Annotated in this window: 16 protein-coding genes; 9 read left to right on the top strand and 7 right to left on the bottom strand. The window is 71.1% G+C overall.

Annotated elements, in window-relative coordinates:
• Positions 1 to 156 precede the first annotated feature (156 nt).
• Complete coding sequence (locus ACWED2_RS15750; protein ID WP_449691160.1) at positions 157 to 549, top strand: hypothetical protein; 393 nt, start codon at positions 157 to 159, stop codon at positions 547 to 549.
• A gap of 54 nt (positions 550 to 603) precedes the next feature.
• Here ACWED2_RS15750 and ACWED2_RS15745 read toward each other — a convergent pair whose 3' ends face one another.
• Entirely contained in the window at positions 604 to 2,004 is a 1,401-nt protein-coding gene (locus ACWED2_RS15745; RefSeq protein ID WP_449691159.1) for an RNA polymerase sigma factor, read from the bottom strand.
• A 173-nt stretch (positions 2,005 to 2,177) separates the two neighbouring features.
• The gene (ppgK, locus tag ACWED2_RS15740) at positions 2,178 to 2,945 is read right to left on the bottom strand and encodes a polyphosphate--glucose phosphotransferase (protein ID WP_449691202.1); all 768 of its coding nucleotides are present in this window, start codon (positions 2,943 to 2,945) and stop codon (positions 2,178 to 2,180) included.
• Positions 2,946 to 3,009: 64 nt separating this feature from the next.
• Here ppgK and ACWED2_RS15735 point away from each other — a divergent pair, with 64 nt between their 5' ends.
• A complete protein-coding gene (locus ACWED2_RS15735) occupies positions 3,010 to 3,828 on the top strand; it encodes an inositol monophosphatase family protein (RefSeq protein ID WP_449691158.1) in 819 nt (272 codons plus the stop codon).
• Positions 3,829 to 4,013: 185 nt separating this feature from the next.
• On the opposite strand, the gene cei is transcribed toward ACWED2_RS15735, so the two are convergent.
• Positions 4,014 to 4,697, bottom strand: a complete 684-nt coding sequence (cei, locus tag ACWED2_RS15730; protein ID WP_449691157.1) for an envelope integrity protein Cei — start codon at positions 4,695 to 4,697, stop codon at positions 4,014 to 4,016.
• Positions 4,698 to 5,212: 515 nt separating this feature from the next.
• On the opposite strand from cei, the gene ACWED2_RS15725 reads away from it, so the two are divergent.
• Positions 5,213 to 5,521: a DUF4193 domain-containing protein gene (locus ACWED2_RS15725; RefSeq protein WP_013224476.1), complete on the top strand. Its 309-nt coding sequence runs from the start codon at positions 5,213 to 5,215 to the stop codon at positions 5,519 to 5,521.
• 136 nt (positions 5,522 to 5,657) lie between these two features.
• Here ACWED2_RS15725 and ACWED2_RS15720 read toward each other — a convergent pair whose 3' ends face one another.
• Positions 5,658 to 6,140 carry a DUF3093 domain-containing protein gene (locus ACWED2_RS15720; RefSeq protein WP_449691156.1) on the bottom strand — a complete coding sequence of 161 codons (483 nt, stop codon included), beginning with the start codon at positions 6,138 to 6,140 and terminating at the stop codon, positions 5,658 to 5,660.
• 24 nt (positions 6,141 to 6,164) lie between these two features.
• Between ACWED2_RS15720 and dut the strand changes: the two genes are divergently transcribed.
• Together dut and ACWED2_RS15710 are read left to right on the top strand one after the other, a co-directional pair.
• The gene (dut, locus tag ACWED2_RS15715; RefSeq protein WP_449691155.1) at positions 6,165 to 6,668 is read left to right on the top strand and encodes a dUTP diphosphatase; all 504 of its coding nucleotides are present in this window, start codon (positions 6,165 to 6,167) and stop codon (positions 6,666 to 6,668) included.
• Positions 6,668 to 7,330 (top strand): DUF3710 domain-containing protein, encoded by a 663-nt coding sequence (locus ACWED2_RS15710; RefSeq protein WP_449691154.1) that lies wholly within the window; start codon positions 6,668 to 6,670, stop codon positions 7,328 to 7,330. The genes dut and ACWED2_RS15710 overlap by 1 nt, the downstream gene beginning before the upstream one ends.
• Positions 7,331 to 7,369: 39 nt before the next feature.
• On the opposite strand, the gene ACWED2_RS15705 is transcribed toward ACWED2_RS15710, so the two are convergent.
• Positions 7,370 to 8,053 carry an alpha/beta fold hydrolase gene (locus ACWED2_RS15705; protein WP_449691201.1) on the bottom strand — a complete coding sequence of 228 codons (684 nt, stop codon included), beginning with the start codon at positions 8,051 to 8,053 and terminating at the stop codon, positions 7,370 to 7,372.
• A gap of 135 nt (positions 8,054 to 8,188) precedes the next feature.
• Between ACWED2_RS15705 and ACWED2_RS15700 the strand changes: the two genes are divergently transcribed.
• Positions 8,189 to 8,569 (top strand): OB-fold nucleic acid binding domain-containing protein, encoded by a 381-nt coding sequence (locus ACWED2_RS15700; RefSeq protein WP_003074944.1) that lies wholly within the window; start codon positions 8,189 to 8,191, stop codon positions 8,567 to 8,569.
• Positions 8,570 to 8,578: 9 nt separating this feature from the next.
• Positions 8,579 to 9,289 (top strand): DUF3159 domain-containing protein, encoded by a 711-nt coding sequence (locus tag ACWED2_RS15695; RefSeq protein ID WP_449691153.1) that lies wholly within the window; start codon positions 8,579 to 8,581, stop codon positions 9,287 to 9,289.
• Between the two features lie 577 nt (positions 9,290 to 9,866).
• Here ACWED2_RS15695 and ACWED2_RS15690 read toward each other — a convergent pair.
• Together ACWED2_RS15690 and ACWED2_RS15685 are read right to left on the bottom strand one after the other, a co-directional pair.
• Entirely contained in the window at positions 9,867 to 10,523 is a 657-nt protein-coding gene (locus tag ACWED2_RS15690) for a potassium channel family protein (RefSeq protein WP_354922486.1), read from the bottom strand.
• On the bottom strand, positions 10,520 to 11,185 hold the full coding sequence (locus ACWED2_RS15685; protein WP_449691152.1) for a potassium channel family protein: 666 nt from the start codon (positions 11,183 to 11,185) through the stop codon (positions 10,520 to 10,522). Before ACWED2_RS15685 ends, ACWED2_RS15690 begins: the two co-directional genes overlap by 4 nt.
• Before the next feature lie 91 nt (positions 11,186 to 11,276).
• On the opposite strand from ACWED2_RS15685, the gene ACWED2_RS15680 reads away from it, so the two are divergent.
• Positions 11,277 to 13,310, top strand: coding sequence for an APC family permease (locus tag ACWED2_RS15680; RefSeq protein WP_449691151.1), 2,034 nt, complete (start codon positions 11,277 to 11,279; stop codon positions 13,308 to 13,310).
• Positions 13,307 to 14,494, top strand: a complete 1,188-nt coding sequence (locus ACWED2_RS15675) for a class I SAM-dependent RNA methyltransferase (protein ID WP_449691150.1) — start codon at positions 13,307 to 13,309, stop codon at positions 14,492 to 14,494. Before ACWED2_RS15680 ends, ACWED2_RS15675 begins: the two co-directional genes overlap by 4 nt.
• Positions 14,495 to 14,501: the final 7 nt, after the last annotated feature.

Raw genomic sequence — 14,501 nt, 5'->3', positions numbered from 1 at the left:
CAGGAGGTCGACACGCGTGATTGAGGGGACGACACGGCGACGGATTTCGTGTCGACCCTCCAATCACGCGAGTCGACTCTCCAATCACGCGTGCTGACCCTTCAGTCACGCGAAAAGACCTCCGCCGGGCGGGTGGTGCGGGCTTACCATCAGGGGATGGACGGCGCCGGTGGCGTCCTCGCGAACCTGATCCTCTTCGCCGTGGTCTGCTTTGCGCCCACGGTGCTGTTCTGGTGCGCGCTGCGCGTCCCCAAGCTGGTCGGCTGGGTCCGGGAGAAACGCGCGGGGCCACAGCCGGAAGGGCCGCCGATCGAACGCGTCGCCGCGGACCTGCGGCGGGTGCACCGGCTGCTCGCCGGCTACCCGTCCGGCACGCCCGCCGCGCGCCGGATCGGCACCCGGCAGGCGTACGACGAGCTCCTCACCGTGGCCTGCCGCCAGGTCGGCGTCCCGCACCGGCTCGGCGAGCTGCCCGAGGGGATGGACCGCGAGATCGAACGCCTGCGCGTCGAACAGTCGCTGCGGGAGCGCGGCCTTGCCGTCCCCTGAACGCGGAAACCCCGCCACCGAGGTGACGGGGTTTCCGTTGTGCCGGAAGGAAAATCAGTCCAGGTAGTCGCGCAGGACCTGGGACCGCGACGGGTGGCGCAGCTTCGACATCGTCTTCGACTCGATCTGCCGGATGCGCTCGCGGGTCACCCCGTACACCTGGCCGATCTCGTCGAGCGTGCGCGGCTGGCCGTCCGTGAGGCCGAAGCGCAGCCGGACCACGCCCGCCTCGCGCTCGGACAGCGTCTGCAGCACCGACTGGAGCTGGTCCTGCAGCAGCGTGAACGACACCGCGTCGACCGCGACGACCGCTTCGGAGTCCTCGATGAAGTCACCGAGCTGCGAGTCGCCCTCGTCGCCGATCGTCTGGTCCAGCGAGATCGGTTCGCGCGCGTACTGCTGGATCTCCAGGACCTTCTCCGGGGAGATGTCCATCTCCTTCGCGAGCTCTTCCGGGGTCGGCTCGCGGCCGAGGTCCTGGAGCAGCTCGCGCTGGATGCGGCCCAGCTTGTTGATGACCTCGACCATGTGCACCGGGATGCGGATGGTGCGCGCCTGGTCGGCCATCGCGCGGGTGATCGCCTGGCGGATCCACCACGTGGCGTACGTCGAGAACTTGTAGCCCTTGGTGTAGTCGAACTTCTCCACCGCGCGGATCAGGCCGAGGTTGCCCTCCTGGATCAGGTCCAGGAACGCCATGCCGCGGCCGGTGTAGCGCTTGGCCAGCGAGACGACCAGCCGGAGGTTCGCCTCCAGCAGGTGGTTCTTGGCGCGCTCGCCGTCACGCACGATCCACTTGAGATCGCGGCGCATCTGGGTGACGAGCTTCTCGCCCTCCTCCTCGGCGGTGCGCACGCGCTCGGCGGCGTAGAGCCCGGCCTCGATCCGCTTGGCCAGCTCCACCTCCTCCTCGGCGTTCAGCAGCGCGACCTTGCCGATCTGCTTGAGGTAGGCACGCACGGAGTCGGCCGACGCGGTGAGCTCGGCGTCCTTGCGCGCCTGGCGCAGCGCCTCGGACTCCTCTTCGTCCCAGACGAAGTCCGGGTTGTCGGAGCCCTTCGCCGCCTTGTCGGCCGCGGCGCCGCGACGACGCTGGGCCGGCGTCTCCTCGTCGGCTTCCTCGTCGTCATCGTCGTCGTCGGCCGAGTCGGTGTCCGGCTCGTCGTTGACCGTTTCGTCGACGACGTCGACCTCGACCTCTTCCAGGTCCGACAGATCGGGCGTACCCAGTTCGTCGTCCTCGAGGTCGCCGGGGCCGTCCGGCTCGCCGTCTTCGGTCTTGGGGCCCTTGGTCACGGGCTTCTTCGCCGGTGCCTTCTTGGCCGGCGCCTTCTTGGCGGTGGTGGTCTTGCGGGCCGCCGGCTTCGCCGTCCCGGTGGCTGCCTCTTCGGCCGGCTCGCCGGCTGCGGTCGCGGTCTTCGTCCCGCCTCGGGTTGCGGTTCTTGCGGCTGCCACTTACGCCCTTTCGCAGCGGTCGATCACGACGAGCAACGGCACGGGTGCCACTGCTGCCTCACATTCGGGGATCACGCCTCGGCCTGCGGTTTTGCCCTCCGCAGCCGTGGGCCGTGTTCCATTGTAACGACGGTACGCGCATGCGGTGCGAAGCGATCACCCTCAGCGCCGATTCAGTGCTGGATGCCCTCCGCCGCGGCGGCCGCGGCGCCGACGATGCCGGCGTTGTTCTGCAGGCTCGCCACCAGCACCGGAGTGCGGATGTCCAGCAGCGGCACCCATTTTTCGGCCTTCTTGCTGACCCCGCCGCCGACGATGAACAGATCGGGCCAGATCAGGTTCTCCAGCACGGTCAGGTAACGGTGCACGCGCTTGGCCCATTCGGGGTAGGAGAGCCCCTCGTTGTCCTTCACCGAAGCGGCCGCGCGCTTCTCGGCGTCGTGGCCGTCGATCTCGAGGTGGCCGAATTCGGTGTTGGGGACGAGCTTGCCGTCCTGGAACACCGCGCTGCCGATGCCGGTGCCGAAGGTGAGCAGCGCGGTCACGCCCTTGCGCGCGACCGGGTCGCCGAAGCGGATCTCCGCCATGCCCGCAGCGTCCGCGTCGTTGAGCATCGCGACCTGGTCGACGCTGCGGCCGAGCCGCTTGGCGAACAGCGCATCGGCGTCGGTGCCGATCCACTGCTTGTCGATGTTGGCGGCGGTGTGCGCGACGCCCTTCTTGACGACCGCGGGGAGGGTGACGCCGACCGGGCCGTCCCAGCCCGCCTGCGTGACGATGTCGTGCACGACGTCGGCCACCGCCGTCGGCGTGGACGGCTTCGGCGTCTCGATCCGGATGCGGTCGCCGATGAGCTGTCCCTTGTCCAGGTCGACCAAGGCGCCCTTGATCCCGCTGCCGCCGATGTCGATGCCGAAACCTCGGCGGGTCGCCTCCACCACGGACGTGGTCCCTTCTCGCACGATTCAGAAGCCTGCCTCGGAGACTTTAACCGGATGTGGTGACATGTCGGACGTGGGAGTTGACGAGTCGTTGCTGAAAAGCGTCGCGGTGCAGGTCGCGACGGAGGCCGCCGCCCTGGTCCGCGAGGCCTGGGAGGGGATGGCTTCCGGCCGGTCGGTGGCCGTCGGGACCAAGTCCGGGGCGACCGACGTGGTGACCGCGGTGGACCACGAGTCGGAGCGGCTCGTGCGGTCGCGGCTGGCTTCGCTGCGCCCGGGGGAGCCGGTGCTGGGCGAGGAAGGCGGCGGCGCCGCGGGCGACGGCGTGACGTGGGTGGTCGACCCGATCGACGGGACGGTCAACTTCCTCTACGGCCTGCCGTGGTTCGCGGTGTCGGTGGCCGCGCAGGTCGGCGGGGTGTCGGTGGCCGGGGCGGTGGTCGAACCGGCGAGCGGCCGCGTGTGGTCCGCGGCCCGCGGCCAGGGTGCCCACCTGGACGGACGGCGGCTGGCGGTGTCGGCGCCAGCGGGGCTCGAGGTCACGCTGGTCGGAACCGGTTTCGCGTATTCGCCGTCGCGGCGGACGCGGCAGGCGGAGTTCGCGGCCTCGCTGCTCGGACGGGTGCGCGACATCCGCCGCAACGGGGCGGCGTCGCTGGACCTGTGCGCGGTGGCGGCGGGCTGGCTGGACGCGTACGTGGAGCACGGGCTCAACCGCTGGGACTGGGCGGCGGGGGCGCTGATCGCGGCGGAGGCGGGCGCGGAGGTGTCCCTCCCGGGCGTGGCGCCGGAGCTGGGCGCGGACGCGACGTACGCGGCGGCACCGTCGATCGCGGACCCGCTGCGGAAGGCCCTGTCCGACTGCGGGGCGGCGGAGGTCTGACCGCTCCGGCGGGCTCGACCCGGGGCGACCGTCCCGGTACGCGAGCCGACCCTTCCGGTACGCGAACCGACTCTCGCGGTATCGGCCCGACCAGCGGAGGGACCGGAAATGTCGGTGCCCTCCGGTAGCATGAAAAACGGGGGGCGCCCCCGCGGGCGGGGGTTCGGCGCGGTGTCCGGCGCGGGTCAGCAGGCCACGTCGCGGGCGGAGGCCAGCAGCGTCTGGTCCACCACCGGCGCCTTGGCGCCCGCGGACTGCTCGTTCCCGCCGCCGCCCTGGTGCGCCTTCGACCAGTCCGCCAGCTGGGTGATGATCTGCCGCGCCTCGGCCCGCGGCCGCAGGTCGCCGAAGAGCGTTCCGGTCACCACGTCGACGCTCGCGTCCTTGCGGTTGTCCTGGACCAGCTCGGCGCACGGCACCACCAGGCTGAGCGTGCGGGCCGCGGTGACGCCGTTTTCGCCGAAGCGGATCTGGCCGCGGCACTTGGCCTCGCGGTTCTCGTACGCCGGGTCGTTGGCCGGGTCGGCCGCGCTCGTGAAGCCGAGTTCGCGCAGCGCCGTCGTCGTGATGCCGCCCTGGCCGCGGCTGCCCGAGGCGTTGAGGACCCGGTAGGCGACCTTGTCCGGCGGGACCGGCGCGCGGTCGTCGAGCGCGTTGTGGGGCAGGCTGCTGAACGTGACGCCCGGCGGCGGGCTCGCGGGCGGATCGCACTTGACGGCCTCGTCGACGTCGCCCTTGCCGACGGCGGCGTTCACCCAGACGATGATCGCGCCGAGGGCGAGCACGCCGATGACGATCAGCGCCGGCAGCGGCTTGTGCTTGCGATACGGCCGCGCCTTACGGTCCCCGATGCCGTTCCCCGACGCCACCTGCCCGTCCCTTCCCGAACACCGAAACCGACCGTGCGTACCGCGCACCGTCGAGGCCGTTCAGCCTAGGCGCTGCAGCCGGCGCGCCTCGTCCAGGGTCAACCCCGCGGGTTCCGTGCTCTAGCCTGCGGTACCGGGCCCCAGCCGGACCGATCCCCGTGCAGCGATCGCACCACGGCGGGGCCGGCGGGGGCAAGCGGACACGGGTCGCGCGTGAAGTTCTCCACCCCCGCGCAACCCGAACGGACGACAACGCGTCTTACCTGCGGGTTCCCCCTGTCGGGTGACGATTCCCCGGCAATGTCTGACTCGTTGCAGAACCCCCGGAGCGGTGAGCTACCCTTCCCGGGCTCCGGCCGCAGGAAGAGGCCCAAAAGAAGAGACCTCGGTCACTTCGGCCGTCGGGCACAAACAGGGGCCCTGGGACGTTGACCAGCGGCACGGCGGACTCACGGGACGCATCCGGGAGTCCGGGAAAACGACTACACAAGCTGATCGCAGGGGTGAGGGACAACATGGCTACCGACTACGACGCTCCGCGCCGCAGCGAAGCCGACGAGCTGGCCGAAGACTCGTTGGAGGAGCTCAAGGCCCGGCGGAACGAGAACCAGTCCGGCGTCGTCGACGTCGACGAGGACGCGACCGCCGAGAACTTCGAGCTGCCGGGTGCGGACCTTTCCGGGCTTTCCGGTGAGGACATGACCGTGAAGGTGGTGCCGAAGCAGGCGGACGAGTTCACCTGCTCCGTGTGCTTCCTGGTGCACCACCGCAGCCGGCTGGCCGAGGACAACGGCGGACGCCTGATCTGCCGCGACTGCGCCTGAACCGCGCAGAGGGGTTCTCGGACACAGGGGACGAACAGACGCGACGGAGAGCCTCGAGGGAGACCGGGGGAGGCTCGAAGCGCGCTGGGGACAAGGGGGCCGGCCGGCAGGCCGGCCCCCTTCCACATGCCGGGGTTCAGGAGCTCTTGAGCAGCTCGGCGACCTTTTCCGGGTGCCGGGTGCTGAACAGCCAGTACGGCGTCGGGTCGTTCGCGTCGGTGAGGTGCACCTTCACGACCGGGCCGACCCAGCCGCGGTGCAGCACGTAGGCCGCCGGGTCGCCGTCGCGCCCCAGCGCCTTGCGCTTGGCTTCCTTGTCGAAGATCTCCACCTCACCCGCGAACCGCAGGGGCAGGTGGGCGTCGCCGACCCACAGTTCCGGCTCGTCACCGCCGGTGACCCGGACCTTCGACCGGCCCAGCGACAGCAGCAGCGCCACGACGACCGGCAGCGCGATCACGTACGGCAGCCACGCCCGGATCCCCGGGTATCCGAGATCGATCTCGGCGGCCAGGAGGATCGCGCCCAGTACCGGCAGCGGCCAGCCCCACCACGGGACGTACAGCCGTTCGGAGTGCCGGACCGCGGCGTTCGCGGCCGTCTTCGCTGATTCACCCACGGCAACAGAGTAATCTCGCGGCCCGTGTCCAGCGTTCAGGTACTCCTCTCCCGGCTCGATCCGGATGTCCCGCCGCCCGCCTACGCCCGACCGGGCGACGCGGGCGCCGATCTCGTCACCACCTCGGATATCGTCCTCGGACCCGGGGAACGCGGCGTCGTCGGCACCGGCGTCGCGATCGCGCTCCCGCCCGGGTACGCGGGGTTCGTCCACCCCCGGTCCGGCCTGGCCGCCCGGGCCGGCCTCTCGGTGGTGAACACCCCGGGCACGATCGACTCCGGCTACCGCGGGGAGATCAAGGTCTGCCTGATCAACCACGACCCGGTGCACCCGCTGGAGCTGACGCGCGGCGACCGCATCGCCCAGCTGGTCGTGCAGCGGGTCGAGCACGCCGAGTTCGTCGAGGTCGAGACGCTCGACGCGACCGAGCGGGGCGACGGAGGCTACGGCTCCACGGGTGGACACGCCACACTGGGAGCACCGGCGCTCGCCGCGAGCGCCGCCACGGGGGAAGGAACGGAGAAGTAGTGGGGATTTTCGGACGCAAGCGGCGGACCGAGGGCGGGTCCGCGGGACGGCACGCCGCGCCCGAGGCCGAAGACACTTTCGAGGACGAGCCGTACGACGAGGAATCGGAGCTTTCGGACGTCTCCGACGGCCCGTACGACGTGGCCGACTTCGACGACGACGGCATCCCGCGGATCGACCTCGGCTCGGTGAAGGTGCCGGTGCCCGACGGCTCCCAGGTCCAGGTCGAGATGGACCCGGAGGCCGGGGGCGTGCGCGCCGTGCACGTCGTCACCGAACAGGGCCAGATCACGGTCAGCGCGTACGCCGCGCCGCGCTCGGGCGGGCTGTGGCGGGAGGTCAGCTCCGAGCTGGCCGACCAGCTGCGCTCCGACGGCGCCAAGGTCACCCTGGGCCGCGGCGTGTGGGGCCTGGAGATCTCGGCCATCATCGGCGACGTCGCCCTGCGCTTCGTCGGCGTCGACCGGCCCCGCTGGATGCTGCGCGGCGTCATCGCCGGCCCCCAGTCGGAGGCGGCGGCCGCCGTCGAGGTGCTGCGCGAGATCGTCCGGCGGACCATCGTCGACCGCGGCGACGCGCCCATGCCGGTCCGGACCCCGCTGACCATCACGCTGCCCGAGGCGGTCGCGGAGCACATCGCGGCCCAGCAGCAACAGGGCTGACGTTCCCCTGAAGGGCGCCCTCGACGTCGAGGGCGCCCTTCAGCGCGTTTTCCGGGCCCTGAGGAAGGCGAGGACGGTCGCCCGGCCGAGTGACTCGCGGTCCGCGCCCAGCGCCGTGAGCGTCGTCTCGCCGAGGGCCGCCCGTGGGAGCGCGCCCGCCCACTCCGCCGCGACTTTCGTCGGGTGGATCGGGTCGTCGGTGCAGGTGCCGATCCCGGCCGGAACGGCCAGCGCCGCCAGCTCCTCCAGGGTCGGTGCCGGACGGTCCGCCGCGGCGCGCAGGTTGCCGGCCAGGTCGTCGCCGTGGCGCCGCCACGCCCGGTCGAGTTCCGCTCGCAGCCACCCCGGGCTGCCTTCGGTCTGCGCCAGGGCCGCGTCGACGCCGGAAGAGGCCACCAGATCCGCCGTCAGCGTCGCGGCCAGCGAGGCGGGTGCCGGGCCCGGGACGCCGTTCCAGGCCGGGAGAGCGGCCAGCAGGCCCCCGCAACGGGCCGGGTGGCGCACCGCCCACTCCGCGGCGAGGTGCGCGCCGAACGAAATGCCGCCTACGAGCAGTTCGCCGTGTTCGTCCGCCAGCGCGTCGAGCGTCGCCAGGTAGCCCTCGGCGAGCGCCGCGCCGGGGGGCGGCGGTGGCGCGATGAGCGGGACACCGAGGGCGCGCAGGGGCCGTTCGAAGACGGCTCGGACGAACACCTCGTCCGAGCCGGTGCCGGGCAGCAGCACCGCGGCGGGAACTCTGATCGCGGACGTCACGTTGCGATCTTTGCGCAAAGGCGTTTCCCTGGCGGGGACCGCAGTACGCTGGAATCGCACGGGCCGCAAGCAGTTTGTCGGGGGCCCCGGAGCACAGGAGCACCTATGTCCGCCAAAGACGGCGGCTACTTCAGCCGGCTGGTACGCAAGCTGACCAGCGACGTCGAGGATCTCGACGCCGACGAGATGTCCATGAGGTCCGGCGCCGAAGGGGCGCAGCGGGCCTGCGACTGCCGCTCCGGCGAAGAGGTCACCGTGATGGGGAGACTCCGCAGCGTGGAGCTCTGCCCGACGAACGAGGCCGCCACGCTGGAGGCGGAGCTGTTCGACGGGACACAGGGCGTGACGCTAATCTGGCTCGGCCGCCGCCGGATCCCGGGCATCGAGCCTGGCCGGACGATCAAGGTGCGCGGCCGGATGGCCGAGCGTGACGGCCAGAAGGTGCTGTACAACCCCTATTACGAGCTCCAGAGCCCAGTGAGTTGATCACCCAAAGTGACTGAACCCGCGAAGACCGACGGCGAAGAGCCGCAGCCGACCCTGCTCGAGCAGATGGGCGGGGTGTCCGGCCTGATCTACTCGTCGGTGCCGGTGATCGTGTTCGTGCTGGCCAACTCGTTCTTCGGGCTGACCGCGGGCATCTGGACCTCGATCGGCAGCGCGGTGGCCATCACCGTGCTGCGGGTGGTCCGCAAGGAGCCTCTGCAGCCGGCGATCTCCGGCTTCTTCGGCGTCGCGATCGCGGCGTTCATCGCCTACCGCACGGGGTCGGCGAAGGGCTTCTTCCTGTTCGGGATCTACGCGAGCCTGATCTACTGCGGCATCTTCGTGCTGTCGGTGGTGGTGCGCTGGCCGATCGCGGGCGTGGTCTGGAACATGCTCAACGGGACCGGCCAGGCGTGGCGCAAGGACAAGCCCTCCCGCTACGGCTACGACATCGCCACGCTGGCCATGGCGCTGATCTTCGCGGCCCGGTTCGTGGTGCAGCGGTGGCTCTACCAGGAGGACTACACCGGCTGGCTGGCCTTCGCGAAGATCGCGATGGGGTACCCGCTGTACGCGTTGGGCCTGCTGGTGGTCGTGTGGGCGGTCCGGAGGTCGGACAAGCGCCTGAAGGCCATGGCCGAGGAGGAGCCGAAGCCGGAGACGGACGCGGAGGTCGAAGCCCGGCTGCGCGAGAAGTACGCCCAGACCCCCGAAGCCTGACAACCCGCGCGCGAGGGGGACCCCCCGGTTTTCACGCTACCGGACACCACCGACAGTTTTGCCGTGTCGCCCACCTGATCAGGCGAGATGCCCCCTCAATCACGCGTGATGCCCCGCTGATCACGCGAGATGCCTGCCTGAGCACACGTGATGCCGGTTCCGGCACGTGAGATCCGGGCCCGATCCCGCGAGTTGCGGCCCCGATCCCGCGAGTTCCGGTCCCGATCCCGCGAGTTCCGGGCCGAGTCACGTGAGCTCCGGGCCTGATCACGGGACGGCGGCACGCCGGAGGCTACGACACGCGGCAAAAGGCCCGGCAGCAACCAAATCGGACGACACCCAGACCCCCCGATCCGAAGCCAGAACACGGCCGGCGGCGCCGGGTCAAGGCACGCTTTCCCGCCTTGACGCGGTGCTGCCGGCCGTAGTCACAATCAGGCTTCGGGGTGGCGGAGAAGTGCCGGAGAAAGCAGGGTCACCCCCAGGCGACCGCGCCGGCACCGCCATCCGCGCCGAGACCAAGCGAGATCCGGGAAAGGCCCCAGGCAAACTCGCCGAGGGCCATCCTCGCCAAGCGTCAGTACCCGAGCGCCGTCCGGATCTCCGGCTCCACGTCCGCGGTCGCCACGAACAGCAGCTCGTCGCCGGGCTCCAGCGGGTCCTCAGGCTGCGGCACGATCACCCGATCCCCTCGCAGGATGGTCACCAAAGCCGCGTCCCGAGGCAGCGTCAGCTCACTCACCGGCTTCCCGGCCAGCGGCGTCTCCGCCGGCAGCGTCAGCTCGACCAGGTTCGCGTTGCTCTGCCGGAACGTCATCAGCCGCACCAGGTCACCGACGCTGACCGCCTCCTCGACCATCGCCGCGAGCATCCGCGGGGTCGAGACCGCCACGTCGACGCCCCACGCGTCGGTGAACAGCCACTCGTTGGCCGGGTTGTTCACCCGGGCCACCACGCGCCGGACCGCGAACTCCGTCTTGGCCAGCAGCGACACCACCAGGTTCGCCTTGTCGTCGCCCGTCGCGGCGATGACGACATCGCACTGCTCGATCCCGGACTCCTCCAGGATCGACACCTCGCACGCGTCGCCGAGCACCCAGTCGGCCTGCTCGACCGTGTGCGGGTCGAACTGGTCGGCCTCGCGCTCGATCAGCATCACCTGGTGCCTGCCGTCGATCAGCTCGGCGGCGATGGAACGGCCGACCGCCCCGGCGCCCGCAATCGCGACCCTCATGCCTCGTCCTCCGGTTCGCGGTGGGCCACACTGGTCACGTCGGTGACGGTGCCGGACCGCGCCGCCACCCACACGACGTCGTCGGCCTGCAGCACCGTCTTCGTGTCGGGCAGCACGCCGGTGCCGAAACGCATGATGAACGCCACCCGCGCGCCGGTCGCCTCCTGCAGCGACTTCACCGAGTGCCCGACCCAGCCCTCGTGCAGCGGCAGCTGCAGCAGCGCCACGTTGCCCGACGGGTCCCGCCACGCCGACGCCACGCCGTCCGGCAGCAGGGTGCGCAGGAACCGGTCGGTGGTCCACGGCACGGTCGCCACCGTCGGGATGCCCAGCCGCTCGTACACGGCCGCGCGCTTGTGGTCGTAGATGCGGGCGACGACGTGCTCGACGCCGAAGTTCTCGCGGGCGACCCGCGCCGAGATGATGTTCGAATTGTCGCCGCTGGACACCGCCGCGAACGCACCCGCCCGCTCGATGCCGGCCTCGACCAGCACCCGGCGGTCGAACCCGACGCCGACGACCTGGTGGCCGTGGAAGTCGCTGCCGAGCCGGCGGAACGCCTGCTGGTTCTTGTCGATGACGGCCACCTCGTGGCCGAGCCGCTCCAGCGCAGCGGCCAGGGACGCGCCGACCCGGCCGCACCCCATGATCACCACGTGCACGCCCTGCCTCCTCCTCGGCGGTTACCCGTCCGTACCTTCCCCGACATACCAGGGCCGAACCTACCGTGCCCGGTGCCGTTAGGCTTTCGTGGTGTCGAAGTTCCCGACCGTGCTGAAACGCCTGGTCCTCGGACGCCCGTTCCGCAGTGACCGGCTGTCCCACACGCTGCTGCCCAAGCGCATCGCGCTGCCGATCTTCGCCTCCGACGCGCTCTCGAGCGTGGCGTATGCACCCGAAGAGATCTTCCTGACACTGAGCGTGGCGGGCCTCTCGGCGTACGCGCTCGCGCCGTGGATCGGCGTCATGGTCGCCCTGGTCATGCTGGTCGTCGTCGCCTCCTACCGGCAGAACGTGCACGCCTACCCCAGCGGTGGCGGCGACTACGAGGTCGCCAACACGAACCTGGGCGGCAAGTTCGGCCTCACCGTGGCCAGCGCCCTGCTCGTCGACTACGTGCTGACGGTCGCGGTGTCCACTTCGTCCGGTGTGGCCAACATCGGCTCGGCGGTCCCCTGGGTCGCGCAACACAAAGTGCTCGCTTCGATCGTCATCGTGGTCGTGCTGACGTCGCTGAACCTGCGCGGGATCCGCGAGTCGGGGAAGGCCTTCGCGATCCCGACATACGGGTTCATCATCGGCATCCTCGTCATGGTCGCCTGGGGACTGGTGCAGGCCGCCACCGGTACCGAGATGAAGGCCGAGAGCGCCGGGTTCACCCTGACCGCCGAGGGCACCTTCGCGGGCGTCGGGTACGCCTTCCTGGTGCTGCGCGCTTTCTCGTCCGGCGCCGCCGCGCTGACCGGCGTGGAGGCCATCAGCAACGGCGTCCCGGCGTTCCAGAAGCCGAAGTCGAAGAACGCGGCCACCACGCTGCTGATGATGGGCCTGCTCGCGGTCACCATGCTGGTCGGCATCATCACGCTGGCCACGATCACCGACGTCAAGTTCGCCGAGGACCCGGCGCAGCAGCTCGAAGGCGCGCCCGCCGGCTACGAGCAGAAGACGATCGTGGCGCAGATCGCGCACGCGGTGTTCGCCGACTTCCCGCCGGCCTTCTACTACATCTCCTTCTCCACCGGCATCATCCTGCTGCTGGCCGCGAACACCGCGTTCAACGGCTTCCCGGTGCTGGGCTCGATCCTGGCGCAGGACCGCTACCTGCCCCGGCAGCTGCACACCCGCGGCGACCGGCTGGCCTTCTCCAACGGCATCCTGTTCCTGGCCGCCTTCGCGCTGGTCCTGATCATCGCGTTCGACGCCGAGGTGACCCGGCTCATCCAGCTCTACATCGTGGGCGTGTTCGTGTCGTTCACGGTGAGCCAGGCGGGCATGATCCGGCACTGGAACCGTTTGCTGGCCAAGGAAACCGACCCGGGCGTGCGGCGCCGGATGCGGCGCTCGCAGACGGTCAACGCGATCGGCCTGACCATGACCGCGACCGTCCTGGTGATCGTGCTCATCACCAAGTTCCTGCTCGGCGCGTGGATCGCGATCGCCGCGATGGTGGCCATCTTCGCGCTGATGACGGCGATCCGGCGGCACTACGACCGCGTCGCCGACGAGCTGAAGGAGCTCGGCGACACCCCGACCGTGCTGCCGTCGCGCAACCACGCGATCGTCCTGGTGTCCAAACTGCACCGGCCGACGCTGCGCGCGCTGGCCTACGCCAAGGCGATGCGCCCGGACGTCCTCGAGGCCGTGACGGTCAATGTGGACGATGCCGACACCCGCAAGCTCACCGCCGAGTGGGACGCCCACAACTTCAAGGTGCCGCTGAAGGTCGTCGAATCGCCCTACCGCGAGATCACGAAACCCGTCCTCGACTACGTGAAGCGCGTGCGCGGTGACAACCCGCGCAACGTGGTCACCGTGTTCATCCCGGAGTACGTGGTCGGGCACTGGTGGGAGCAGGTGCTGCACAACCAGAGCGCGCTGCGGCTCAAGGGCAGGCTGCTGTTCCAGTCCGGCGTGATCGTGGCGAGCGTGCCGTGGCAGCTGGAGTCGTCGGCCAAGGCGGCCGCGCGGGTCCGGACCGAGCGCCCGGCCGCGGGCGACGTCCGCCGCGGGTTCTCGGCCAACGGGAAGCCGGTCGCGGCGCCGAAGCCCAAGGAGCCCGCCGAATGACGAGCTGGCTGGGCCGCGTCCTCGAGGTCGAGGTCGGCGCGGTCGCGCACGGCGGCCACTGCGTCGCCCGCGCGGAAGGACGGGTCGTGTTCGTCCGGCACGCGCTGCCGGGCGAGCAGGTCCGCGTCGAGGTCACCGAGGACAACGGCGGCTCGTTCTGCCGCGGCGACGCGATCGAGGTGCTCTCGGCGTCTCCGCACCGGGTCGAGCCGCCGTGCCCGCTGGCCGTGCCGGGCGGCTGCGGCGGCTGCGACTGGCAGCACGCTTCGCCGGACTACCAGCGCTCGCTCAAGGCGTCGGTGGTCGCGGAGCAGCTGCAGCGCCTGGCCGGGATCGACCGGGACGTCGTCGTGGAGGCCCTCGACGGCGGGCCGCTGGACTGGCGCAGCCGGGTCCGGCTGGTCGCCGGGCGGGACGGGCGCGCCGGGCTGCGCGCCCACCACAGCCACCGGGTGGTGGCCCTGGACGACTGCCCGATCGCCGTCCCCGGCGAGCTCGACGACGTCCTGGCGCGGCGCTGGCGCCCGGGCAGCGAGCTGGAGGTCACGACCGACGGCGACGGCGAACTGCACGTCCGCGAGCTGTCGACGGTGCGCGGCAAGGTCCGCGCCCGGCAGCTGACCGGCGGCGTCGCGGTCCAGCACGCGGCGGGCCGCGACTGGCGCCTCGACGCACACGGCTTCTGGCAGGTCCACCCCGCGGCGGCGTCGGCACTGGCCGCGGTCGTGGGGGAGTGGGCGGAAGCGCCGTCCGGCGGCACGGCGTGGGACCTCTACGCCGGGGTCGGGCTGTTCGCGTCGGTGCTGGCCGCGCAGGTCGGTCCTTCGGGGCACGTGCTGGCGGTCGAGTCCGGCCGGCGCGCGGTCGCCGACGGCGAGCGCAACCTCGCGGACCTGCCGCAGGTGTCGTGGCACGCCGGCCGGGTGGAACACGTGCTGGCGTCGGCGGCCAAACCGGTCGACGTGGTCGTGCTGGACCCGCCGCGCAAGGGCGCGGGCAAGGCGGTCGTGGAGTCGATCGTGGCCGGTGCCCCGGACCGGATCGTGTACGTGGCCTGCGACCCGGCGGCGCTGGCGCGCGATGTCGCGACCTTCGCGGCGCACGGGTACTCGCTGACGGACCTGCGGGCGTTCGACGCGTTCCCGATGACCCACCACGTGGAGTGCGTGGCGCTGCTGTCCTGAGTTTTTG

The organism is Amycolatopsis sp. NPDC005003, assembly GCF_053600695.1.
The sequence above is the reverse complement of the archived record's forward strand: the minus strand, read 5'-3'. Positions and strand labels throughout refer to the sequence as shown.